19 protein-coding genes are annotated in these 23,238 nt (G+C 71.6%); 3 read left to right on the plus strand and 16 right to left on the minus strand.

Annotation, left to right across the window (positions count from 1 at the left end):
• From D7V80_RS29730 to D7V80_RS29765, 8 genes are all read right to left on the minus strand, one after another.
• A partial coding sequence (locus tag D7V80_RS29730) for a CHAT domain-containing protein (protein WP_147447248.1) occupies window positions 1-2,857 on the minus strand: 2,857 nt, incomplete at its 3' end.
• A gap of 1 nt (window position 2,858) precedes the next feature.
• Window positions 2,859-3,371 carry a hypothetical protein gene (locus tag D7V80_RS29735; RefSeq protein WP_147447249.1) on the minus strand — a complete coding sequence of 171 codons (513 nt, stop codon included), beginning with the start codon at window positions 3,369-3,371 and terminating at the stop codon, window positions 2,859-2,861.
• 58 nt (window positions 3,372-3,429) lie between these two features.
• Window positions 3,430-4,173, minus strand: coding sequence for a hypothetical protein (locus tag D7V80_RS29740; protein WP_120591366.1), 744 nt, complete (start codon window positions 4,171-4,173; stop codon window positions 3,430-3,432).
• Window positions 4,170-4,715, minus strand: coding sequence for an RNA polymerase sigma factor (locus tag D7V80_RS29745; RefSeq protein WP_120591367.1), 546 nt, complete (start codon window positions 4,713-4,715; stop codon window positions 4,170-4,172). The genes D7V80_RS29740 and D7V80_RS29745 overlap by 4 nt, the downstream gene beginning before the upstream one ends.
• Window positions 4,716-4,841: 126 nt before the next feature.
• On the minus strand, window positions 4,842-6,764 hold the full coding sequence (locus D7V80_RS29750) for a M23 family metallopeptidase (RefSeq protein WP_120591368.1): 1,923 nt from the start codon (window positions 6,762-6,764) through the stop codon (window positions 4,842-4,844).
• A 121-nt stretch (window positions 6,765-6,885) separates the two neighbouring features.
• Complete coding sequence (locus D7V80_RS29755) at window positions 6,886-7,170, minus strand: hypothetical protein (RefSeq protein WP_043322450.1); 285 nt, start codon at window positions 7,168-7,170, stop codon at window positions 6,886-6,888.
• Window positions 7,171-7,200: 30 nt separating this feature from the next.
• Window positions 7,201-8,442, minus strand: coding sequence for a GAF domain-containing sensor histidine kinase (locus D7V80_RS29760; protein ID WP_120591369.1), 1,242 nt, complete (start codon window positions 8,440-8,442; stop codon window positions 7,201-7,203).
• Between the two features lie 109 nt (window positions 8,443-8,551).
• On the minus strand, window positions 8,552-9,298 hold the full coding sequence (locus tag D7V80_RS29765; RefSeq protein ID WP_120591370.1) for an SDR family oxidoreductase: 747 nt from the start codon (window positions 9,296-9,298) through the stop codon (window positions 8,552-8,554).
• 122 nt (window positions 9,299-9,420) lie between these two features.
• Here D7V80_RS29765 and D7V80_RS29770 point away from each other — a divergent pair, with 122 nt between their 5' ends.
• Window positions 9,421-10,311, plus strand: a complete 891-nt coding sequence (locus D7V80_RS29770; protein ID WP_120591371.1) for a LysR family transcriptional regulator — start codon at window positions 9,421-9,423, stop codon at window positions 10,309-10,311.
• A gap of 12 nt (window positions 10,312-10,323) precedes the next feature.
• Here the strand turns inward: D7V80_RS29770 and D7V80_RS29775 are convergent, their stop codons facing one another.
• The 6 genes from D7V80_RS29775 to D7V80_RS29800 all read right to left on the minus strand — a co-directional run bounded on the left by D7V80_RS29775 (window position 10,324) and on the right by D7V80_RS29800 (window position 20,378).
• Window positions 10,324-10,896, minus strand: a complete 573-nt coding sequence (locus D7V80_RS29775) for a glutathione S-transferase family protein (RefSeq protein ID WP_120591372.1) — start codon at window positions 10,894-10,896, stop codon at window positions 10,324-10,326.
• A gap of 87 nt (window positions 10,897-10,983) precedes the next feature.
• A complete protein-coding gene (locus D7V80_RS29780; RefSeq protein ID WP_120591373.1) occupies window positions 10,984-12,474 on the minus strand; it encodes a serine hydrolase in 1,491 nt (496 codons plus the stop codon).
• A gap of 56 nt (window positions 12,475-12,530) precedes the next feature.
• Window positions 12,531-15,146, minus strand: coding sequence for a magnesium-translocating P-type ATPase (gene mgtA / locus D7V80_RS29785; RefSeq protein ID WP_120591374.1), 2,616 nt, complete (start codon window positions 15,144-15,146; stop codon window positions 12,531-12,533).
• 85 nt (window positions 15,147-15,231) lie between these two features.
• Window positions 15,232-17,133 carry a peptidoglycan D,D-transpeptidase FtsI family protein gene (locus D7V80_RS29790; protein WP_370452557.1) on the minus strand — a complete coding sequence of 634 codons (1,902 nt, stop codon included), beginning with the start codon at window positions 17,131-17,133 and terminating at the stop codon, window positions 15,232-15,234.
• Window positions 17,134-17,262: 129 nt separating this feature from the next.
• Window positions 17,263-19,899, minus strand: a complete 2,637-nt coding sequence (locus D7V80_RS29795) for a right-handed parallel beta-helix repeat-containing protein (RefSeq protein WP_158616724.1) — start codon at window positions 19,897-19,899, stop codon at window positions 17,263-17,265.
• Window positions 19,900-20,036: 137 nt separating this feature from the next.
• The gene (locus tag D7V80_RS29800) at window positions 20,037-20,378 is read right to left on the minus strand and encodes a hypothetical protein (protein WP_120591377.1); all 342 of its coding nucleotides are present in this window, start codon (window positions 20,376-20,378) and stop codon (window positions 20,037-20,039) included.
• Window positions 20,379-20,480: 102 nt separating this feature from the next.
• On the opposite strand from D7V80_RS29800, the gene D7V80_RS29805 reads away from it, so the two are divergent.
• Both D7V80_RS29805 and D7V80_RS29810 read left to right on the plus strand, forming a co-directional pair.
• On the plus strand, window positions 20,481-21,140 hold the full coding sequence (locus D7V80_RS29805; RefSeq protein ID WP_120591378.1) for a cytochrome b/b6 domain-containing protein: 660 nt from the start codon (window positions 20,481-20,483) through the stop codon (window positions 21,138-21,140).
• Window positions 21,133-21,828 carry a molybdopterin-dependent oxidoreductase gene (locus D7V80_RS29810; protein ID WP_120591379.1) on the plus strand — a complete coding sequence of 232 codons (696 nt, stop codon included), beginning with the start codon at window positions 21,133-21,135 and terminating at the stop codon, window positions 21,826-21,828. The genes D7V80_RS29805 and D7V80_RS29810 overlap by 8 nt, the downstream gene beginning before the upstream one ends.
• An 11-nt stretch (window positions 21,829-21,839) precedes the next feature.
• On the opposite strand, the gene D7V80_RS29815 is transcribed toward D7V80_RS29810, so the two are convergent.
• Both D7V80_RS29815 and D7V80_RS29820 read right to left on the minus strand, forming a co-directional pair.
• A complete protein-coding gene (locus D7V80_RS29815; RefSeq protein ID WP_120591380.1) occupies window positions 21,840-22,274 on the minus strand; it encodes a hypothetical protein in 435 nt (144 codons plus the stop codon).
• Window positions 22,275-22,287: 13 nt separating this feature from the next.
• Window positions 22,288-23,076 carry an alpha/beta fold hydrolase gene (locus D7V80_RS29820; RefSeq protein ID WP_120591381.1) on the minus strand — a complete coding sequence of 263 codons (789 nt, stop codon included), beginning with the start codon at window positions 23,074-23,076 and terminating at the stop codon, window positions 22,288-22,290.
• Window positions 23,077-23,238: the final 162 nt, after the last annotated feature.

Here is a 23,238-nt window from a genome sequence, read left to right on the forward strand (position 1 = left end):
GTGCGTCCCCAGCCGCGGGCCGCACGGGCACCAGCGCCGCGTCCCCCATCACCCCCAGCCCGGCCCACATGGCCGCGGGCTCGCCGTCCTCCCAGGCCTCGCGCTGGGCCTCGCGCAGCGCCGACGCCGCGCCCTTCCCCTCCGCCAGGTGCCGGTAGTAGCGCTCCAGGAGCTCCGCGGCCTCGGCGTCGCGCATGGGCCACAGGCTGGCCACCACGGCCCGCGCTCCCGACTCGAAGAAGGCCCGCGCGAGGCTCAGCACGCCTTCGCCCGCGAGCTGCGCGCCGGAAGCTCCCCGGCAGCTGGAGAGCACCACCAGCGCGTCCCGCAGCCGCAGCTCCGCGATCTCCCGGGGCTGGAGCAGGCCGTCCTCTCCCGCCGCGCCCGGGGCCAGCACCAGGGCGGAGCGCTCGGGGGACTCGACGTCCACGACCGCGTGGGCGGCCATGTGGAGGATGCGCACCGCGTCCCAGCGGGACGCCTTGAGGGCCTGTTCGGACGCTTCCGCGCCCATGAGCAGCCGGGGCTTCACGGCCGTGTCCTCCAGGGCCTCGCTCACGGTGCGGCCCTCGCGCCGCGCCTCCGGAAGCGCGCCCAGGCTCGCGGTCTCCAGGAACATGCCGCCCCTCGCGGAGGCCACCGCCGTGCCCTGAAGGGCTTCACCCCGGTCGGGATCCGCCAGGACCAGGGCCTCGCCTTCCGGTGGCTGTCCGGGCTGCTCGCGCCAGTGGTGGAGGAGGCTCGCGGAGGGGACCCGCGCCAGTTCGTACCGGGCCATCAACGGCGGAGCGTCCGCATGCTCCCGCAACGCGGCGAAGGGCAGGTCGTGCAGCGGACCATCCGGCACGAGCAGCAGGCGCGACACCTTCGACGGCAGCTCGCGCAAGGCAGGGGCGAGCAGCTGCGCGTACAGCGCCGCGGCGGCCGCTGCCTCCGAACCGTCACGGCGCTCGATGAGGCCCGACAGGAGCGCCACCATGGGGCGCAGCCGTGCGCGCTCCGGGATGCGATACGCGCGTGTGCCCTCGCGTGTCACCGCCAGCACCCACGCGCCTCCCGCGCGCTCGCCCTGGCGGTCATGGTCCGCGCCCGCGAGGAAGACGAGCAGGGCCTCCTCTTCGCCCAGGCGCTGCTCGGTCGCGGCGAGCGATGCGAATGGCAGCTCGGCGTGCCAGACCGCGGGACGCGGCTCCTGCTCCCGGCGGGGCCCGGTCGCGGCGAGCGTTTTGGATGGAAGCTCCATGTGCCGGGTCGCGGGCCGCAGCTCGCGCTCGCGGCGCTCCAGCTCCTGGAGTTCTCCCAGCAGCCGGGCGCGCTCGGACGCGGACAGCGCCGGGTCCAGCAGACGCCGCTGGGTGGCGGACAGGCCGCGCAGCACGCCGTCCCGTGCCTTGCGCTGCTCCGGTGTCTCCTCTTGCGTGGGGAGCGCGCGGGAGGCCACCAGGGTCTCGAACAATGTCCTCGCCCGCAGGCGCTCGCTCACCGCGAAGGCGCGCTCCAGTGCCTCGCGGGGTGGCAGGGCCGAGTCCTCTCCAGCCTCCAGGGTGAGGCCCGCGAGCCGGTGGTAGTCGCTGGCCCAGTTGGAGAAGAGCTCGGCCTGGCTGGTGGCGTCCCGCTGCCACCGGCGCAGCACCTCCACCGCGTCGAGCGCGCGCTCCGCCTCCCCCAGCGCCTCCGGCAGCGGGCGCGTGCGGAAGGCCACCATCGACCGCGCCCGCCACGCGGAGGCGAGGTAGAGCGGGTTGTCGTGCTCGGCGGCCAGCGCCAGGGCCTCGTCCACGTCTCGCCACGCGGCGGACGCGTCCACCGCCGAGCGGCGTTCGGCGCGCGTCCACAGGCAGGAGATGCGCCGCTCGGGCAGGCCCGTCTCCCGGGCGATGTCGAGGCAGCGGCCCAGGGCGTCCTCCGCTTCACTCCGCTCCCCGGGCCCGTCGCCCAGCAGTTCGGCCACGAGTCGCAGCGACATCACCTCGAAGACCTTGCTGCCCGCGCGCCGGGAGGCCGCGAGCGCCTCCCTCGCGAGCCGCAGCAGCTCCGGCCGCCCTCCCGGCTCGGGACGATCCTCCTGCCTCCGCCAGGCGAGGCTCGCGAGCGCGAAGCGCACGCGAGCCTCCGTGCCCGCGTCCTTCGTGCGCTCCGCCAGCTCCGCGAGCCGTGCGTACACATCCCGCGCCTCGTCGAAGCGGCCCAGGTTCACGCTCACCGTGGCCAGCGGGCTGAGCAGTTGCTTCTTCATGCCGTCGGTGCCGTCCGGGAAGGTGAGCGCCTCCGCGCGCTTGAGCAGGCGGTAGGCGCGCCCCAGGTCCTGGCCCAGGTCGGAGAGCTCGGCGGCCTCCAGGATGAGCGCGCGCACCTCCAGCCGGGGGTCCCCGGAGGCCCGGGCCACCTCGCCCACCCGCAGGACCCACTGGTGCGCCTCCTCCGTCTGGCCGCGCATCCCCAGCACGCTGCGCAGGTTGATGCCGGCCATTACCTCGCCCTCCGCGTCCCCCAGGTCGCGGAAGGCGAGCGCCGCGCGGCGGTAGGACGCCTCCGCCAGCACGGGCTCGGAGAGCAGCTCCATGTGGCCGAGCACCAGCGTGAGCCAGGGGCGCTCCGGGTGCCGCGCGATGAGCCCCTGGAGCCTGCGCCGGGCCTCGTCGCGCCCCGCGAGCCCCTGGGCGTTCCGGAAGAAGCACATCGCCGCGTCGGAGTCCTCCGGGCGGGCCTCGAAGGCCTGCTCGCACCCGGCGAGCGCGGAGGGCTCCGCGACGGGCGCGGGAGAAGCGGCGGCGGGCGCGGGGACGCCCAGGGCCAGCCCCACCGCCAGGGTGAAGCCGCGCCACCGTCCCCCGCGCTGTCGCCGCCCTCCCGTCACGTCAGGTCTCCACGGGCACCACCGAGCATGTCTTCATCGTGACAGGCTCTGGCATGCCCGTGTCGGGGTCCTGGGCGGGAATCTCACAGACGACCTTCGTGGGGGGCGGCGGCGGTTCACCCTGGCCCTCCCGCTCCAGCACCAGGACGCCCGCGGAGAGCGGCCCGGTGTTCGGCGGCAGGATGAGCTGCGCGCGGACCCCGGCGGACGAAGGGGCCCTCGTGCTCACCCGCAGCGGCGCGGTGGGGCTCACGGTGCCCGTGACGGTCGCGAGCACGGCGTCATGTTCGTCCAGGATGCGCAACGTCATGGTCACCGGGGCCCCCGACTGAAGGATGCCCGCGTCCACCACCGAGGCCACCACCAGGTCCCGTGCCGTCCCCTCCAGCGCATCCGTGGTCACGACCACCGTGATCGACGGAGGCGCGGGCTGCGCCGCCGCCGAGACGCCCCACAGCAGCGCCATCACGGACAGCGCGCGCACCCATCCCCTACAAGCATTGATTGCTTTCATTGCATCCCCCTCTGTTTGTCATTGAGCCACCGGCCTGGCCCAACAAGCGTTGCGGCACTCACCGCAACCGGTTCACGAACGTACTGCCGCGCTGGACGCTTCCATCCGGAAGCCGCGCTTCCACCTGCCACAGGACGCGCGCTCCGGAGGGCAGCTCCGCGAGCACGTCCACCGGCACCGTGTATTCGCGCGCCCCCAGCCGCTCCGCGCGATGGAACACCTTCAAATCCTCCGACGACACCTGCACGCTCCAGGACACCGCCTGGGGCACTCCGCTCCAGCGGAGCACGAACCGCTCGCGGGGCAGCGCCGTGGCTTCCGGCACGCTGGAGGTGATGGCCTCCGCCGCGCCGCCGCGGATCCGCGTCGGGTCCACCTGCGCCTGCTGCTGCTGCCGCAGCACCACGACCGCGCCCACCAGGACCACCACCGTCGCCGCCATCGCGGCCATCGCCTGCCGCCCCTGCCAGAAGCGCCGGGCGGTCAGAGACACCACCTTCGCGGGAGCCTCCACGCCTGTCGCGGGCACCTCCGCCACCACCGCCGGAGCCCCCCGCTCCGCCTCCGCCGCTGCCTGCGACAGCGCCTTCGCCAACCGCCAGGCTTGCGCCCACGCGGGATCCGCCGCGACACGCTCGATGACCGCCCGGCGCTCCTCCACCGGCAACTCCTGCCTCACCGCGCGCCAGACGAGGTCCGCGTCCACCGGCTCCCCTGCCGCGTCATCCTCGCGCAGCGCCGTGCGCAGCCGCTCCACGCCCGCGGCGTCCAGCGTGTCATCCTCGGGACGGCGGTCGCTCACGGCTGGACTCCCTTCGAGGAGAGACAGGCACGCAGCGCGCTCAGCCCCCGGTAGATGAGGTTCTCCGTCCGCTTGGCCTCCCACCCCAGCAGCTCCGCGGCCTCCGGGACGGTGTGCCCTTGCAGGTGCAGCGTCACGGCGAGGCGGCGGTCCTGCACCAGCCCTTGAAGACAGTCACGCACGGCCCGGGCAATCTGCGCGGCCCCCGCCGCGCGCTCCGGGTCTCCTGGCGCCACCGGTTGGGCGGGCCCCTGCTCCACCTCCTCCAGCGCCACCTCCTTGCGCGCCCCCATCCGGCGAAGCTCGTCGATGAGCGTCGTGTACGCCACCCGGTACAGGTACGCGGGGGTCAGCTCCGGCTGGCCCTGGGTGCGCCCGCGCAGCTCCACCACCTTCATCATCGCGACCTGCAACAGGTCCTCCCGCCGGTCCGCGAGCGACGCGGGACAGACGCTCGCGAGCGCCCGGCCCAGGTCACGCCGCAGCGTCTCCAACCCGGCGTCCGGAGTTGCTCCCGCCCATGGGCCGTGCCGCAACTCCAAGATGCCTCTCCTCGCGAAAGGGGCGCCGAGCGTCGTTCGAACGCATCATCGGCGGCCAGGAGAAGCCGGGCAATCCGTGAAAATTCCCACCCGGAGCCCTGGGGCTCCGGGGTGGCCCTTCGCGCGCTACCGGAAGTTCGCTTCCCAGGCAATCAGCCGCAGGTCCCCGCCGCCCGTGCCCGTCGTCAGGCGCACGGCGGTGATGACGAAGCGGGTGCCCACGGTGGTGGGGGTGGCGGCCAGGCCGGACACGATGGCGCCCGCGCGCTCCTTGCCGGAGCGGTGGACCTTGCCCTCCAGGTCCACGTCCCAGGTGTAGACGCGCAGGTTGCCCGCGGTGTCACGCACCGGGGTCACCAGGTGCTGGGCCCCCACGCGCGCCGAGCCCACCTCCAGGATGGCCTCACCGTCCTCGTGGTCGCGGCGCACGAACTGCCCGGCCGCCGAGACGTCGAAGGAGATGTTGCGCAGCATGCCGTTGGTGAGGCGCACGCTGGCCACCACCATGTCGCGCACGCTGTTGCCAATGGTGACGGTGCTGATGGACACGTCCGTCACCGCGCCCGCCAGGTGGGTGCCCCGCTGGATGAGCGTCTTCTGCGGGGTGATTTCCCACGCCGTCAGGCTCAGGTTGCCCGAGGGCGTGCGCACCGCCGTGACGACGCCGGTGAAGCGGCCCACGTCCCCGTCCACGCGGCCGTTGAGGATGGGCGTCAGCGCCACCTTCGTCGCCTCCTCGCCGAAGCCGTTGCCCATGCGGGTCACCGTGTCATTCGTCGCGGACGTCTCCCAGGTGCTGACCTTCAGGTGGCCCGTGGAGTCGCGGATGGCGCTCACCACGCCCAGTCCCGACGGCAGGGCCGCGAGGTTGATTTCCGTCGCGTTCGCGTCGCCGCCGGCCTCGCCCTTGCGCTCGAAGGCGCCGTTCGAGGCGACCCGCCAGGCGATGAGCTTGAGGTTCCCGCTCCCATCCCGCAGCGCCGTCACCACGTCGCGCGTGCTGCTGCTGCCAGGGTGGGCCATGGCGATGGAGGTCGCCGCGCCCGCGGAGGCGTCATGCAGCTTCGTGAACTCGCCACTCGGCGCCAGCTGCCACGAGTTCATCGCCAGCCGCCCCGTCACGTCCCGCGTGGCCGTCACCACCATGCTGCCGGAGGCCGCCGTGGCCACCTCCAGCACCGGGGGTCCGGTGATGTCGCCCCGGCGCAGCAGCGGATCCGGGTGGATGGCGGAGGGGAACACGTCCAGCGGCTCGTTCTGCATCGGGGCGAAGCCAATGGACGAGTTGTGGTCCGCGTTCCCGCTCTTCCGCCACGCGTGCGAGTAGGGCAGCGGCAGGGACGTGCCCACCGTCGTCTCGCTCGTCATGGGCTGCAGGTGCACGTGCAGGTGGGGATGCGCGGAAGCGCCGGAGCTGCCCACGCGGCCCACGAACTGCCCGCGCTTCACGCGCACCCGCTGCGCCGCGGGGACGATGACCTCCCGGGGCAGGTCCCCCACCCGGTCCTCCGCGTCGTCCACGTAGGTGGCGTTGAAGGGGCAGAGTTCCTCCGGGACGCTCCCGGGCTGCAGGTGCGCGTAGAGGATGATCTTCCCGTCGTCCGTGCGGATGTTCACGTGGTTGCCCGAGCGCGGGATGCGCAGCGGGTTGGAGGTGCGGCCCGGGTGGGGCACGGAGTCATTGCCGTGCACCGCCGGTTTGAGGCCCTCCGGGGCGTTGCGCCAGCAGGTGAGCACTTCGCCATCCGCGATGGCGGTGACGGGCAGCCCGTAGATGACCCAGTCGGAGTTCTTCGGGTCGGCCTCGTAGTCCGCGAAGGGAATCTTCACGCGGGTGAAGCGCTTCTCGTCGTCGTCGAAGCGCACGGCTTCCAGGTCCCGGTTGTGCGTGCCGTCGTGGTCGGTGCGGATCCACCAGTGGCTGCCCTCGGGAAGGTCCGCGCTGTTGCCGGGAAAGGCATACGTCTGCGCGGACGCGCCGAGGCCCAGGGTGGTGAAGGCCACGGCGGTGAGCCGGGCCACGGAACGAAGGCGTGGGGACGGTGACATGGGGTTGCTCCCGAGCTGTGGCGCCCGGCGGCCGTGATGGCCCTTCCGGTTTCGCGCCTGCCCCCACCCAACGGAAATGCCCCTTTTTTCCCCTCACCCCCGCCGCGTGATTCCTCCGTCCTCAGTGCGGCGCCGGCCCCAGCCCGGCCGGCTCCACGTGCCCTTCCGCCTGGCCGGGCCGCGCGTGCATCAGCACGTCGATGCGCAGCTTGAGCCAGTCCATCCCGCGAGGCCCTTCGTAGTCATGCGCGGAGAAGTAGGTCGTCACCGTGCCCGCGCGCAGCATGAAGCGCGCCTCACGCCGCTGGTACGTCACGCGGAAGCCCTTCACCCTGCCTACCTCCACCAGGTCCCGCGTCATCGCCTTCGCCTGCCGCTCCGCTTCTTCCGCCCAATCCGAAGACATGGTCCTGCCCTCCATGAAACCGCGCTCGCGCTACCCGGCCACCACCGGCAGCGACAGCGCGAAGCACGTGCCGTTCAGGGACGTGGAGACCACCTCCAGCGTCCCGCCATGCGCCTCCGCGATGCGCCGCGCGAGGTACAGGCCGATGCCCAGCCCCTTGGAGCCCGGTCCCCGCGTGAAGCGCTCGAAGAGCGTGGGCAGCTGTTCGGACGGAATGCCCATCCCCTGGTCGCTCACCGTCACGCGCACCCACGGCCCGTCCGGACGCGACTGCGCTTGCAGGCGGAGGTCCACGGGCCGCCCCTGCGGCGAGTGCTTGAGCGCGTTCGCCACCAGGTTCTCCAGCACCTGCCGCACGCGGTCTGGATCCGCGACCGTCACCAGCTCCTCGGGCCCCTCGAAGTGCACCGGGCGCTCGGGCATGCTCGCGGTCGCGACCAGCTCCCGCACCAGCCCCGTCAGGTCCACCGGCTGGGGACGCAGGCTGAAGAGGCCCTGGTCCAGGCGCCCCACGTCCATCAGGTCGTTGATGAGCCGCGTGAGGGAGCGCAGCGACGCGGCCGCGCCCGTCGCGTCCCGCAGGTCCTCCGGCGCATTGTTTCGCTGGGCCCGCCGCTGGATGAGCTGGATGCGGGCCTGGAGCGGCAGCAGGTGGTTGGCCATGTCGTGCGCGAGCACGGTGATGAGCTCCTCGGCCGCCTTGCGGCGGGCCTGCTTCACCGCCAGCTTCGTCAGCTCCTGCACCAGCTCCACGCGGTGGGCCACCATGCCCACCCAGCGCGCCACGGCCTGGAGGAAGCGCAGGTCATGGGGGGTGAAGAAGTCATTCTGGGCGGACGTCACGCCGAGGACGCCCCGCGTCTCCATGCCGATGGGCAGCGGCACCATCAGGGTGGAGCGCACCCCCAGCCGGTGCTTGATGCCGGGGAGCTCGTCCGGGTCCTCCTCCTGACGGCCGGTCATGAAGGGCTCCTCCGTTTCGTACACCTGGACCGCGCGCCCGCCATTGGCCAGCGGCATCCGGTCCAGCCCCAGCGACTTCTGCAGGCGGGCCATGGGCGTGTCGCTGGTGCCCACCGCGACGAGGGTCTGGGTGCTCTGCTCGAAGAGGAAGACGTCCACCTTGTCGGCGTTCAGCAGCTCCGAGATGAGCTGGCCCGCGGTGTCCAGCGTGGGGCGCAGCTCGGCCGCGGGGAGGGCCAGCAACCGCTCCAGCGCCCGCAGCCGGGGGTCCTCCCATCCACTGCCCCTTCCTGGGTTCGCGTCGTTCACGCGACAACGGTGGGGACGCCTGCCGCCTGGAGCCACCCGGCGGCGCGGGCGTCCCCACTGGAACGCGAGCCCCCTGCGCCGCCCGGTCCCCTGCCCGCACGCCAGGCGTTCAGACCATGCCGCCGTTGGCGCGGAGGACCTGTCCGTTGATCCACCCGCCCTCCGGCCCCACGAGGAACGCGACGGACGCGGCGATGTCCTCCGGCGTGCCCAGCCGCTCCAGGGGGTTCAGCTTCGCCATGCGCTCCACCAGCTCCGGGGACTTGCCGTCGAAGAAGAGCTCGGTGGCGGTGGGGCCGGGCGCCACGCAGTTGACGGTGATGTTCCGGCCGCGCAGCTCCTTGGAGAGGATGGCGGTCATGGTCTCCACGGCGGCCTTGGTGGCCGCGTAGACGCCGTAGTTCTCCATCCGCAGGCCAATGACGCTGGTGGAGAAGTTGATGACGCGCCCACCGTCGCGCAGGCGGCGCGCGGCTTCACGCAGGCCGTTGAACGTGCCCTTGATGTTCACGGCCACGTGCTGGTCGAACAGCGCGTCGTCGAAGTCCGCGAAGCGGATGAACTTCCCGATGCCCGCGTTGTTCACCAGCACGTCCACGCCGCCGAACGCCTCTGTCGCCGCGTCGAACATCCGGGGGAAGGCGGTGGGGTCCGCGACATCCGCCTGGAGGCTCAAGGCCCGCCCGCCCGCGGCTTCAATCCCGCGCACCAGGGCCTCCGCCGCGTCCCGGCTGCCGGCGTAGTTGACGATGACGTTGAAGCCGTCGCGCGCGAGCCGCTCCGCCACCGCGGCGCCGATGCCGCGCGAGCCGCCCGTCACGAGGGCCGTCTTCTTCTGCTGGGACTGGGTCGTCATGGGGTCTTCTCCTCTGGGGTCCGCCGACGTCCGCGCTGGAGCGTCAGGCGAGGACAAGATGGACCTTTCCGCGCCACGGATAATCGGCTTTGTTCCGGCATCACTGTTCGACAGGGCGGACAATGGACCGGTTCGACGCCATGAAGGCCTTCACGCGCATCGTGGAGCGCCGGAGCTTCACGCAGGCCGCGAAGGACCTGGGGCTGCCGCGCTCGTCGGTGACGGACGCGGTGAAGCAGCTGGAGGAGCGGCTGGGGGTGCGGCTGCTCCAGCGCACCACGCGGCACGTGAGCCCCACGCTGGACGGCGAGGCGTACTACCAGCGCTGCGTGTCGCTGCTGGCGGACCTGGAGGAGGCGGACGCGGCGTTCGTGGGGGGCCAGCCGAAGGGGCTGGTGCGCGTGGACGTGCAGGGGACGTTGGCGCGCAGGGTCGTGCTGCCACGGCTGCCGGAGTTCCTGGAGCGCTACCCGGGCATCGAGCTCTACATGAGCGAAGGCGACCGGCTGGTGGACCTGGTGCGCGAGGGCGTGGACTGCGTGCTGCGCGCGGGTGAGCCGAAGGACAGCGACATGGTGGCCCGCCGGGTGGCGCTGCTGGAGGAGGTGACGTGCGCGTCCCCGGCCTACCTGGCGCGGCACGGCGTGCCGGAGAGCATCGAGGCGCTAAAGCACGGGCACCGCATGGTGGGCTTCCGCTCGTCGCTGACGGGGAGCCCCATCCCGCTGGAGTTCCAGGTGGGCAGCGAGGTGCGCCACGTCGTGCTGCCCACCACGATGTCCGTGAACGGCGCGGAGACCTTCGTCGCCGCCGCGCGGCTGGGCTTGGGCCTCATCCAGGCGCCGCGCTACCGCCTGGAGGAGGACTTCGGGCGAGGCACGCTGGTGCCCGTGCTGCCCCAGCACCCACCGACGCCCACGCCCGTGTCCCTGATGTACCCACGCAACCGGCAGCTGTCCCCGCGCGTGCGCGTCTTCATCGACTGGCTGACGCGGGGCTTCACCGCGCCCTGAAGCCCGGAGCCGTCAGCGCAGCTTCAAGCCCTTGGGCCGGGCCTGCAGCCGGTCCACGTAGGCCTCCAGCTTCGGCCGGCCCGTCGAACCGCCCAGCATGCGCTGGTAGATGAACATGGAGCCGATCATCACGTCCGCGGCGGTGAACCAGTCACCGAACAGATAGGGGCCGTCCCCCAGCTCGCGCTCCACGGCGTCCAGCGCCTGCTCGTACTCCGTCCACCCGCGCTGCGGCAGCGTGGGGGCCTTGGCCATGTGGTCGCCCATGGACGGCTCCAGCTGCGCCGTCGAGTACACCATCAGCGACAGGTACCGGCCACGCTCGGGCGCATCCACCTTGGGCGCCAGCTTCGCCTGCGGGTACTTGTCCGCCACGTAGAGACAGAGGGCCGCGTTCTCGAACACGCGCACGGCTCCGTCCACCAGCGCGGGCAGCTTGCCCGCGGGGTTCACCTGGAGGAACTCGGGCGACTTCTGCTCCCGCTTCTCCAGGTCGATGGGCACGATTTCGTACTCGACCCCCGCCTCGTCGAGCATCCACTTCGCGATGACCGCCCGGCTGCGCGGATTGAAATAGAGCTTCATGCAGGCACCTCTCGTGAGCACCACGTGGGACCGCCCCCCGGACCCAACGCCCGGGGCGCGGACCGCATTCGCTCACATCCGGTGCGTCTATGGCACGGCCTTCGTCGCGGGCGGCCCGGCCTGCTGCGTACCCAACTTCTGGAGCGCGGCCGCCGCGTTGGAGTTCTTCGGGTCCAGCTCCACGGCCTTGCGGTAGTTCGCGCGCGCCTGCTCCTTGTCGCCGACCGCGAGGTACGCCTCCCCCAGGCTGTCGTAGACGTTCCCCAACTTCGGGAACATCTCCACGTTGAGCTTGAAGATTTCGACGGCATCCGCCGGGCGCTTCATCCGGAGCAGCTGGTAGCCCAGGCGGTTGAGCTCCCCGTCGGAGTAGTCATACGCGTCCGGCTTCGAGGCCTTCAGCTCGCGGTAGTGCGCGAGGGTCTTCGCGATGGGCTCCTGGTCGATCCTCTGGCTCAGCAGCTCCCGGATGCCGATGCGGGGCGCCTTGGGCGGGATGCCGTGGAGCACGCTGAAGAGGCCCGCGGACAGCTCCTGGAGCTTGTCGCCGCGCGACGTGTTGTCCAGGAGGATGACCACCTCCCTGCCCGCCGGCACGCGGTAGATGCGCGAGCTGAACCCGTTGATGCCGCCGCTGTGGCCGATGGTGGCGAGCACCGTCTTGCCGTCGTTCAGCGGCAGCGGGTCCATGAACAGACCGAAGCCGTAGTTCTCCAGGCCGGGCGTGAACATCTTCTGCTTCAGGGCCTCCGGCAGCAGCTTGTTCTCGTAGAGCGCGCGGTCCCAGCGGTAGAGGTCCTCCACCGTCGAGTACAGCGACCCGGCGGCATACGGCAGGGACATGTCCAGGTAGGCGGCGTTCACGTAGCCGTCCGGCGCGAGTTCGTAGCCGCTGGCCCGCTTGGGAAGCACCGTGGTGTGGACGTCGTAACCGGAGTCCTTCATGCCCAGCGGCGTGAAGATGCGCTCCTGCACCGCCTGCGCGTACGGCTTGCCGGTGACGCGCTCGATGATGGCGCCCAGCAGGAAGTAACCGGAGTTGTTGTAGGCGAACTTCGAGCCGGGCTCGAACTCCAGGTCCCCGCTGGCGAACTGCTTCACGAAGTCCGCGACGGCGTAGGGATTGCGAGACACCTTGGCGAAGAAGTCCGGCGCGCTCGTGTAGCTGGGGATGCCGGACGTGTGGTTGAGCAGGTGGGTGAGGGTGACGCGCGCGCCCGTGTCCTTGCGGTAGTCCGGCAGGGCCGACACCAGCGTGTCGTCGAGCTTCAGCTTCCCCTCCGCGACCAGCTGGAGGATGACCATCGCCGTGAACTGCTTGGTCACGGACGCGATGCGGAACTTCGTGTCCGGCGCGTTGGGCACGTTCCATTCGAAGTTGGCCTTGCCGTAGGCCTTCTTCAGGACGACGCCCTTCTCGTTGGCGACGAGCGCCGCGCCGTTGAACTGGCGCAGCTGGTGGTACTGCGTCAGCAGCTTGTCCAGCTCCTGCTGTCGCGTCGCGGCACCGGCGGCGACAGGGACGAACAGCAGGGCCACGGCCAGCACACCCAGCAGGCGCAACGGGTTCCAGGTCATTCGGTCTCTCCCACGCGAGAGCCTACATACGTCCCGCTGGCGGGGCGATTGCATCCTCAGGCGGTGTCGAAGCGGCGGAAGAACCAGCGGTTGAGCACCAAAGCGCAGCCCAGGTACAGCGCCACCAGGGCTCCCAGCGACGCGAGGATGGCGGGCGGCGGCGGCACGAAGCCGAAGTAGTGCCCCAGCGGCGTGAAGGGCAGCACGCAGGCCACCGCCACCACACCCAGCGACGACAGCACCAGGAGCCGCGCAGGGGGACTGCGCGCCGCGCCACCCCGGGTGCGGATGATGAAGATGACCAGCACCTGCGTGGTCAGCGACTCCATGAACCAGCCCGTCTGGAAGAGCGGCGCTCCGGCATTGAAGCCATGCAGCAACACCGTGAAGGTGGCCGCGTCGAAGAGCGAGCTGAGCGTGCCAAACACCGCCATGTAGAGGCGCACGAAGCGCATGTCCCAGCGGGTGGGCCGCGAGAGCTGCGCCGGATCCACCGTGTCCAGCGGGATGGCCAGCTCCGACACGTCGTACAGCATGTTGTTGAGGAGGATCTGGATGGGCAGCATGGGCAGGAACGGCAGCACCAGCGACGCCAGGGCCATGCTCAGCATGTTGCCGAAGTTGGAGCTGGTCCCCATGCGGATGTACTTCATGACGTTTCCGAAGGTGCGCCGCCCCTCCTGGACGCCGTCGTGCAGGACGCCCAGCTCCTGGCGCAGCAGCAACAGCGCCGCGGCCTCGCGCGCGACGTCCACCGCGCCCGCGACGGAGATGCCCACGTCCGCCTCGTGCAGCGACGGCGCGTCGTTGATGCCGTCCCCCAGGTAGCCCACCACGTGGCCGCGCTGCCTCAGCGCGCGCAGGATGCGGCTCTTCTGCGAGGGAGACACGCGCGCGAAGACAGTGGTGTCCTCCGCCCGCGCGCGCAGGCCCGGGTCGTCCAGCAGGGCCACCTCCGCGCCGGTGAGCACGCCCCGCACCTCCAGCCCCAGCTCCTGGCAGACGTGCACCGCCACCCGTGCGTTGTCGCCCGTCACCACCTTCACCGCGATGCCCGCCTCGCGCAGCGCCGCCAGTGCGCGCCGGGCGCTCTGCTTGGGAGGGTCCAGGAAGGAGGCGAAGCCCGCGAAGACGAGGCCCGTCTCATCCTCCGGGGACAGCCGCTCGCGCTGGGACGGGACGTCGCGCCAGGCGAGCCCCAGCACCCGGAAGCCCTGTTCGCCCAGGGCATCCGCGCGGGCTTGCAGCCCCTGCCGCGCGGCCACGTCCAGGGCCCGCGGCGGCCCCTCCGGGACTTCACACGCGTCGCAGCGGGACAGCAGCGCTTCCGGCGCGCCCTTCACCACCAGGACGCGGCGGCCGTCCTTCTCCAGCAGCACGGACACGCGGCGGCGCTCGAAGTCGAAGGGCAGCTCGTCCTGCTTGTGCCAGCCCTGCATGCACTCCACGCCCCGGGCCAGGATGGCCTCGTCCATGGGGCTGCGCAGGCCGGTGGCGAAGTGGCTGTTGAGGCAGGCCCACGCGAGGGTGCGCTCGCTGCGCTGGGAAGCGGCGTCCTCGGTGCGCTCCAGCCGGATGTTCGCCTCCGTGAGCGTGCCCGTCTTGTCGGTGCACAGCACGTCCATGCAGCCCAGGTCGTGCACCGCGCTCAGCCGCTTGACGATGACCTCCTGGTCCGCGAGCCGCAGGGCGCCCCGGGCGAGCGTCACCGAGACCACCATGGGGAGCAGCTCCGGCGTGAGGCCCACCGCCAGCGCCATGGCGAAGAGGAAGGACTCCAGCAGCGGGCGCTCCAGGGTCAGGTTCACCAGGAGCACGAACAGCACCATCAGGACCGTGAGCCGCATCAGCATCACGGAGAAGCGGCGCGTGTCCCGCTCGAAGGCGGTGGAGGCGACGGGCGCGTCCAGCCCCCGGGCGATGCCACCGACCTCGGTGTCGCGGCCGGTGGCGAACACGAGCGCGCGGGCCGTACCGCCCAGTACCGACGTCCCGGCGAAGACGGTGTTGCCCACCTCCGCGAGTGGGGCGTCCGCGGGCGCGAGGCCCGGCGCCTTCTCCACGGGGTAGGGCTCGCCGGTGAGCAGCGACTCGTTCACGGAAAGCGCGTGCGCTTCGATGAGACGCGCGTCCGCGGGGACGCGGCTGCCGGTGGCCAGCAGGACCAGGTCTCCGGGGACGAGCTCCGTGGCGGGCCGCTCCTGCTCCGCGCCATCGCGCACCACCCGGGCGCGCAGGGCCACGGCGCCGCGCAGGCGCTCCGCCGCGTTGCTGGCGCGGTGCTCCTGGACGAAGTCCAGCGTCACGCTGATCAACACGATGACGGCGATGATGGCGGAGCTGGTCAGGTCATGGACGACGGCCGAGATGCCGCACGCCACCAGCAGCACCAGCACCAGCGGGTTGCCCAGCCGCAGCAGCAGCTCCAGCGGGAGCGGCCGGCGGCGCCGGGACTCCAGCGCGTTGGGGCCCAGGGACTCGAGCCGCGCCTCGGCCTCCTGTCCGGCCAGTCCCTGGAGGGTGCTGCCCAGCCGGGCGCGGAGGGACTCCACCGGCTCACTCCAGGCGGGGAGCACTTCGCGCTTCGGTGCCGGCCTCCGCCGCGCGCCGGAGTGGCGCGAGAGGCGCGCCACGGGCCCGGTGCCCTGGCCGCTCAAGCGTTCGGCGCCCATCCTGGCAACGTGGACAGTGTCCTCCGGGGTGACCAGCCGCCAGCGCCAGGAAGGGGCGTGGCGCTCGGAGGGGCGGCCCCGTGCCCTAGCTGGCGTCGCCCCTCTTGGAGAGGACCACGGTCGCGTCCAGCGCCTGGAGGAAGCGGATCGCGAGCGGCAGGGCGACGCGGCCTCCCACGCCGCCGCCCTCCACGAACACCGCGAAGCCGATGCCGTCACGCACGCCGACGAACCACGCGTGGGTTTCCGGCGGCACGGACGTGCCGAACTCCGCCGTCCCCGTCTTGCCCATGAGGCCCGGGATGCTGGCGGCGGACTTCGCCGTGCCGTCCGTCACCACCGCGCGCATCAGGTCGCGGAGCATGGCCGTCGTGCCAGGGTTCAGCCGCGCCTCCGGGCCGGGCTCCATGTCCGCGAGCAGGCGCGGCGCGTGCCAGACGCCGGTGGCCGCCGCCGACACGACGGTGGCCATGTGCAGCGGAGTGACGAGCACGCGGCCCTGGCCCATGGAGTCCGCCGCGCGCTCCGCGTCGTCCTTCGGCGGGGGGAAGGTGGCGCCCGGTGACGGCAGCCCCACGTCGTAGGACACCCCGAAGCCGAAGCGCCGGGCCGCGTCCTCCAGCACGCGCGGGTCCAGCTTCGCCGCGAGCTGGATGAACGTCGTGTTGCACGACAGCGCGAACGTCCGCCGCAACGTGGTGACGCCCAGCACCTCGGATTCGAAGTTGCGGAAGCGCTTGCGGCCCACCGTCACCTCCAGGGGACAGTCCACGCGGGAGTCCGGCTTCAGGCCGCTTTCGAGCAGCGCCGTGGCCGTCACCAGCTTGAACGTGGAGGCCGGCGGGTAGCGCCCCATCAGCGCGCGGTGCCACCCCTCTCCGAGCGGCCGGCTGGCCATCGCCAGCACCTCGCCCGTCTTCGTGTCCACCGCGACCAGCGCGGCGGGCTGGGTGACGTCCACGAGCGCCGCCTCCGCCGCATCCTGCACGTCCATGCGCAACGTGGTGCGCACCGCGCGTCCCGGCTCCCCGTCGAAGCGGTACAGCAGCTCGCTGCCGCCGGCACGCCGCTGGAGCCGCACCTCGCCGGAGGGGCGTCCCGCCAGCGTCCGCTCCTGCGCGCGCTCCAGGCCGGACAGGCCCACCACGTCGCCCGGCTGGTAGGGCTGCCCCAAGGCCTGGAGTGCCTCCGCCGTGATCTCCCCGACCCGGCCCAGCGTGTGCGAGGCGAAGCCCTCCGCGGGGCTGAGGCGCGCGGGCCTCTTGCGGAAGAAGATGCCGGGCACCGGCGCGAGCACGGGGCGAAGCAGCTGATAGCGCTCCGGGCGCACGTCGATGAACGCGAGGAACTGCTCGGGTTGCGCGCTCGGGGCGTTCAGCGCGGCGAGCACCTTCGCGGGGTCCACGCCGAGCTGCGACTGGAGCACGCTGGCCACGGCCGCGCGGTCCTTCACCCGGCCCGGCATCACGCCGATGCGAATCACCTCTCCCGGCACGGTGAGCGGAACACCGTCCGCATCGAGCAGATCGCCGCGAGGGCCCCAGCTCCGCGTGCGTCCGAAGCGGTCTCCGGGCCGCGCGTCGGGATGGAACACCTCCGGCGTCCAGCGCAGGCTCCAGCGCTTGTTTCGGAGCACGAAGCGCAGGCGGGACTCGACCTCCCAGTCCCCCAGTCCCCGCAGCACGTGCACGCCGTGGAACCTCACCACCGCCGTGGTGGCGTCCTGGGATTCGAGCACCACCCGGTCGAAGCGCGAGGCGATGACGCCCAGGTCCTGCCTCCAGCGCGCGTGCTGCGCGTCGAAGTCCTGGGGCGCGTCCACGAGCATCTGGCGCTGGGCGGCCACGTCGTTGCGCGCCCAGGCGTCCAGGTACCGCAGGGCCAGGTCCTCGGCACCTCCGGGCACCACGGCGGGCGTGGGTGGCGCGGCGGGCTTCGTGGCTCGCGGCGCGCACGCGGAAGACAGCAACAGGAGGCAGAGCCCCACCCAGGAAATGACCGCCCGTCCGTACACGCGCCCTCGTCTACCGCGCCCTCTTCGCCGAGGCGAACATCCGGCGGTTCTGGACTGCATCTGGACCGGCTGTCGGTCCACCGCGCGCACGCCCAGCGTGGATCAGCGGACCGTCTGCTCCTGGGTCTTGCTCGCGCCGTCGCCCGTCGCCGTGATGGTCAGCGGGCCCGCGGTCGTGGCGCGGACGTAGAAGATGCCTTCGCGCTGCTCGTTCTTGAGGCTCACCACCGACACGGGCGCATCCAGGCAATCCGACCGCAGGTGGAAGGTCGCGCCCGGATCCGACGCGGCCAGCGCCACCTCCGGCACGGACAGCGGGGCCAGGTTGCCCGCCAGGTCCCAGCCCTGCACCACGAGTTCCTCCGAGCATGCCCCAACGTCCAGCGTCCGCTCCGGAGTGGCGAAGCCCACCTGACGATCATCTCCCCGCGTCTCCACGTCCAGGGCGATGGCGTTCTCGTGCAGCTCGCCGTTGTACCCGTCACCGGTGATCCGATTGCGGCTGATGAGGTTGGCGGTCCCGTTGTCATAGATGGCGGCCTGGTAGGACTCGTTGGTCAGCTCCGCCTTCGTCAGCGTGTTGCCGAGCACCTGGATGTTCTGGGACGCGGCGGGAGGCGTGAAGTCATCATCCACCGCCTGGGACAGGTCGACGCCGACGTCGTTCTCCACCAGTTCGTTGTCCTCGATGCTCAGGTCGTGGCACAGCTCCCGCCCCGCGCCGTAGTACGCGCCGCCCACCACCAGGAGGCCGGAGCCAGAGGCCGCATGCTCCGGGTCCCCGTCCCACAGGTACGCATTGCCCTGCACCCGGTTCCCCGTCACCTGCCCGGAGACCCCGTATGCGAGCTGGATGCCGATGCGCGCGATGCGGCCGGTGGGCCCCAGGCCATCAATGACGTTGTCCTCCAGCGTCACCTCGACCCGCCCCTGCACCACCACGCCCGCTTTCTGGTAGCCCGTCACTTCGCTGTTCCGGATGACCAGGGTCACCGGCGTGGCATCCGCCGCGCGGTTGCGCACGTCGATGCCGAAGCCCTCCTGGCATCCACTGGCGATGCCCTGGTTCAGGTCCTTCACCACCGTTTCCTCGATGGTGCTGCTCGCGCCCTCCAGCAGGATGCCGCGCAGACTGTCCACGCCCAGGTCACACACGTCCGACAGGTTGCGCGCCGTCACCGTCACGTCGCGCACGTTCGCCACCGTGCCCCGGTTGCGCAGCACCGCGCCCTTGTAGCGCTCCCCCGCCCCGTCCTCGGACGCGGTCAGCGTGTGCCCGTTCCCATTGAACGTGAAGCCGTCCGGGATGAACACCGCGCTCTGCACCACGCAGTCCTCGCGCAGCGTCACCTGTCCGGGCGACAGGGTGATGGCGCAAGCGGTCTCGCCCGGGCCACAGCGCCGGCCCATCCACTCCACCGGGAAGGAATGCCGCGAGCTCGCGCCCGAGGCGTTCGTCACCACCAGCTCCACGGTGGGCGTCACGTCCGCCGGCACGCAGGAGAGCTCCGTCCAGTCCACCGTGCTCGTCGCGGCATCCCCCACCGGCGTGCCGAGCGCGCCCACGTTTGACGCCCAGGCGAACGTCATCGCCTCGGCGCGCGGATCCATCGCTTCCACCGTGAACGTCACGCGTTCGCCCGCGAGCGCGCTCGTGGCGGACTGCGACGTGGTCTTCACGATCGGCGGAGCCTCCGCCCGCACGCACAGGTTCACGACCTGCTCCGTGCTCGCGCCGAAGCTGTCCGTCACGGCGCCCTTCAGCTGGCAGCCGCAGTCCAGGGGCGCCGCCGTCGGAGTGAAGGCGGGATTGGCCAGGGTGATGCCCTCGAAGGTGCCCTCGCACGTCGCGCTCCAGGCGTACGTCAGCGCGTCTCCGTCCTCGTCCGTCACCGCCGACTGGACCTGGAAGGTGCTGCCCAGCATCACCTGCTGGGGCTCTCCGGCCACGGCGGCCACGGGCGCGCGGTTGAACCACGTCTTCCTCAGCGACGCGGGCCCGCGCACGGTGCCCACGCCGATGTGGAACTGGAGCGTGGACTCGGCGCCCTGTGCGTCCGTGACACGCAGGCGGATCAACGCGTCATCCTTGAGGGTCCGGTCGTAGTCGGTACCGGCATCGCCCTCGGGGACCGGCGGGCGCGCGGCTGTCCATTCACAGGTCGCTTCCTCGCAGGCCAGCACCCCGCCGGAGGCGGTCCATTCGTAGGTCAGCGCCCCCTCCTCCGGGTCACTCACCTGCGCGCTCAACGTCACGGTATCGCCTGGCGCCACGATGGCGCTCCGCGCCCGCACCTCGTGGATGCGCGGCGCATGGTTGGCCAGCCCTTGCGCGCCAGACTCCGGCAGGGGAACCAGGACCACGAGCGCTTCGCCATACAGCGCCAGCTTCACCCCGGCGTCCGGGCTCACGGAGGCCACCACCGCCTCCGCGGCATCCTCGGCGGCCACGGTCAGCAGGACCTCCTCCTCGGGAGACGCTGGCTTCACGACGGCCGACCACGCGATGCCGCCATCCGGATCCGCCGCCGACGTCAGCGCCTTCTTCTCCGTGGCGCCCGACGCGTGCGTCACCGAGGCCGTCACCTCGATGACCTCCATGGACCGGGGCGGCGCGACCACGAGCCGCGCACCACCGGCCAGCGGCGCCGTGAAGGCGGGCTCCTCCTCCACGCAACCGAATGTGCTCAGCAGCAACAACCCCACGAGGTGCAACACACGGGCGGGCTTCAGGGTCACGGCATCCTCGGGGAAGGCGGACGGGAGTGGAACGATACCGGGCCATTCCCCCCCGTCCAATCCATGGGGGGCACGGGCCATGTGTGCCCGGCACGCCGTCCAATGCCTGCCACTCCTCCGCGACCCGAGGGCCGGTGCTACGGCAATCCTCGCTCGGCCCTGTACTGCTCGACCCATTCCCCAATCCGGGCAATCACCCGTGCATGGTCATTGTCCAGCTCCGGCAGGAGGGCTTCGCCGTACCAGAGCGGGTGATGTCGCAGGTCCGGCCGCTTCGCGAAGACCCACTCCCGGAAGGCCGAATGCTCCGGAGGATGACCCAGGTCCTCGCGCGCCCAGTCGTAGGCGAAGATGCACGTGCGCAGATACGACACGTTGATCGACTCGTAGTCGGGCGCTCCCACCAGGAACATGCCGGGCCGCTCACACCAGAGACGCATCCAGGCCAGCAGGTTCGTGGGACGAGGGATGGAACCCATCCAGGAATCATAACCTCTCGACGGCGAAGTCCTCTCCCGAGCGTTCGCGCCGCCCTCCCGCCGCATGGTCCCGTGCAACGTCGCGGTGCTGGGCTCCACCGCGTGCACGCTCCCGAGTCCCGCCGTCCCCAGCCCTGGCCCATCCGGCTCGCTCACTGGGCCAACGTGCCGCTGCTCGCCATCCTCGCGGCCAGCGGGTTGCAGATCCTCGTCGCGTATCCGCTCATGGGGGCTCGCGGGCGGCCCTTCGCGCTCTATCCCTTCCAGGACGCCGTGCCGCCATCGTGGCTGCGCCTGGGGGACTGGCTCGCGGGGGCGCGGAGCTGGCACTTCGCGTTCGGCTGGTTCCTGACCCTCAACGGGCTCGTGTACGTGCTCTACCTCGCCATCAGCGGCGAGTGGCGACGCCGCCTGTTCCTCCCGCGCCGCGATACGCGCGATGCCGTGGCCACGCTCGCGTACTACCTGCGGCTCCGTCCCGCGCCCGCGCGGACGGGCCTCTACAACGGGCTCCAGCGGCTGGCGTACACCGCCACGCTGCTCATGGGCGCGCTGTCCGTCCTGTCCGGGCTCGTCCTCTACAAGCCCGTGCAGCTCCAGTGGCTCACCCGGCTTTTCGGCGGCTACGACCCCGCGCGCTTCGTGCACCTGCTGCTGCTCGCGCTGTTCGCGTTCTTCACCGTGGGCCACGTCGTCCTGGTCGCCCTGCACCCGCGCACCTTCGGGGAGATGATCACCGGCGGAAGGAAGCCCGATGTCTGAGCGCATCCTCACCCGCCGCCGCGTCCTCCTGGGCGCCGCCGCGCTCGCCACCAGCGCCTGTGACTCCCAACGTCCGCGCGCGGGCTTCCTCGGCGTGATGGACCGCTTCAACGAGCGCGCCCAATCCGCCCTCTTCCACCCCGCCCGGCTCGCCCGCGAGGAGCCCGTCGAGCAGCTCACCCCGCCCGGCGACTTCCCGCAGTACTTCATCTCCGAGACCGTGCCCCTGGCCCCTGCTGGCTGGAGGCTGGAGGTGGGCGGACTCGTGGCCCGGCCGCGCGCCTTCACGCTGGAGGAACTGCAGCGGCTGCCCCGGACCGACTACCGGATCCGCCACCACTGCGTGGAGGGCTGGAGCGCGGTGGCGTCCTGGCACGGCGTGAGCGTCCGTGACCTGGCGCAGGCCGTGGGCGCGGACCCGCGCGCGGGGTTCGTGGAGTTCCGCTCGTTCGACCAGGGCTACTACTCGTCCTGGGACGCACCGAGCGCGCTGCACCCGCAGACCGTGCTCGCGTACGGCATGAACGGAGCGCCGCTCATCCCCGGCCACGGCGCGCCGCTGCGCCTCTATTCGGGCGTGAAGCTGGGCTACAAGATGGTGAAGTACCTCACCACCGTGCGCTTCCTCCCGGAGGCCACGGGGGGCACCTGGGAGGACCGGGGCTACGAGTGGTTCGCCGGCGTGTAGCCCGTAAGCCTTCAGCGCTTGGAGGTGACGACGCCCGGCAGGAACGGCGTGAAGCCGCGCTTGCGCAGGCTCTCGCGCTCGGCGAGCAGGGCCGCCAGGGCGGCCTCGCGCGTGGGGAAGTGGTTCACCGCGGCGCCGTTGATGACGCCGCTGGTGCCAATGTACATGAGCGTCATCTGATCGCCGCCGTAGCGGTACGAGCGGTGCGTGTTGCGCTCCAGCACCTCGCGGCGCACCTTGCCGAAGGTGCGCCCCGCGGTGTGGCGGACGATGAGCCCACTCAGGTTGATGAGCAGGTCCACCCGTCCGTTGAACTTGGCGAACTGCGCCTCCACCTCGTCCCGCCAGCGGAACACGTCCTCGTCCGACACCAGGATGCAGTCGGTGAAGTTCGCGGTGACGACGTCGTGCTCGGCGTCGCGCTCGAACGACATACTCCAGGCCATGGCACGTCCTCCTTCAGGCCTGCGCGGCGTTGCCCGCGAGGAACGCCGACACCAGCGCGGCCGTCTCCGCCGGACGCTCCACCTGGGGGTAGTGCCCCGGCCCCGGCAGGTACGTCATGCGCGCGTTCTGGATGAGCCCCACCACCGCCTGACGGAGGAACGTGGGCGGCAGGAACGGATCATCCGTGGCCACCACCAGCGTGGGCGAGGTGATGGCGGACAGCCGGTCCGCGAAGCCGCCCGCCGTCCAGGAATCGAAGCACTGCTCGATGGCGTCCTTCGACACCGCGCCCGAGTCCTTCAGCAGGACCTCCAGCGACTCCGGCGACAGCTGCTTGCAGGCCAGGCCCAGGATGGTCTTCTGCTTCTCCCGGTCCCCCGCGGAGGTGCGGAACAGCCCGGCCGCGTCCGGAGGCAGCGGCAGCCCCGCCGCGGGCACCGTGTTGAGCAGCACCAGGCCGCTGACGCGCGAAGGCGACTCCGCCGCCACCCACTTGGCGATCTGCCCGCCCATGCTGTGGCCCACCAGCGCGAAGCGCTGCGCCTTCGCGTGGTCCGCCACCGCGAGCACGTCCTTGGCGTACTGCGCCAGCGTGTACCCCGACGCCGGCCGGCCGGACGCCCCGGTGCCCCGGTGGTCCGGGACGATGAGCCGCAGGCCGGTCATGTCCAGCTTCTCCAGCATCGGGTCCCACACCGCGCCGGACACCATCCACCCGTGCACCAGCACCACGTCGCGAGGACCGTCCCCGAACACCCGGTAGTTCAGGGGAGTTCCATCCGTCGCGTTCGTCGTGGGCATGGGGGCTGTCCTCTTCGGGGGGAAAGGCTGAGAAGTCACGTCTTGCAGGGGGAGGCGTAGCAAGCCACGACTGGGGCATGGCCGTCCACATGCTCGGGGGTTGCCTGAAGGTACAAGGAGCGAGCTGTCCTGACGGGTAGGTGTGTGGGGGAGGGAATGAAG

This window comes from Corallococcus sp. CA054B (assembly GCF_003611625.1).
In the GTDB taxonomy this organism is placed as follows: domain Bacteria; phylum Myxococcota; class Myxococcia; order Myxococcales; family Myxococcaceae; genus Corallococcus; species Corallococcus coralloides.

Excerpts from the sequence above, each read along its gene's own strand:
- D7V80_RS29735 (WP_147447249.1), bottom strand. The coding sequence starts at position 3,371 with ATGAAAGCAATCAATGCTTGTAGGGGATGGGTGCGCGCGCTGTCCGTG.
- D7V80_RS29765 (WP_120591370.1), bottom strand. The coding sequence starts at position 9,298 with ATGACGACCCAGTCCCAGCAGAAGAAGACGGCCCTCGTGACGGGCGGC.
- mgtA (WP_120591374.1), bottom strand. The coding sequence starts at position 15,146 with ATGGGCGCCGAACGCTTGAGCGGCCAGGGCACCGGGCCCGTGGCGCGC.
- D7V80_RS29800 (WP_120591377.1), bottom strand. The coding sequence starts at position 20,378 with ATGGGTTCCATCCCTCGTCCCACGAACCTGCTGGCCTGGATGCGTCTC.
- D7V80_RS29755 (WP_043322450.1), bottom strand. The coding sequence starts at position 7,170 with ATGTCTTCGGATTGGGCGGAAGAAGCGGAGCGGCAGGCGAAGGCGATG.
- D7V80_RS29770 (WP_120591371.1), top strand. The coding sequence starts at position 9,421 with ATGGACCGGTTCGACGCCATGAAGGCCTTCACGCGCATCGTGGAGCGC.
- D7V80_RS29810 (WP_120591379.1), top strand. The coding sequence starts at position 21,133 with ATGTCTGAGCGCATCCTCACCCGCCGCCGCGTCCTCCTGGGCGCCGCC.
- D7V80_RS29780 (WP_120591373.1), bottom strand. The coding sequence starts at position 12,474 with ATGACCTGGAACCCGTTGCGCCTGCTGGGTGTGCTGGCCGTGGCCCTG.
- D7V80_RS29775 (WP_120591372.1), bottom strand. The coding sequence starts at position 10,896 with ATGAAGCTCTATTTCAATCCGCGCAGCCGGGCGGTCATCGCGAAGTGG.
- D7V80_RS29820 (WP_120591381.1), bottom strand. The coding sequence starts at position 23,076 with ATGCCCACGACGAACGCGACGGATGGAACTCCCCTGAACTACCGGGTG.
- D7V80_RS29815 (WP_120591380.1), bottom strand. The coding sequence starts at position 22,274 with ATGGCCTGGAGTATGTCGTTCGAGCGCGACGCCGAGCACGACGTCGTC.
- D7V80_RS29750 (WP_120591368.1), bottom strand. The coding sequence starts at position 6,764 with ATGTCACCGTCCCCACGCCTTCGTTCCGTGGCCCGGCTCACCGCCGTG.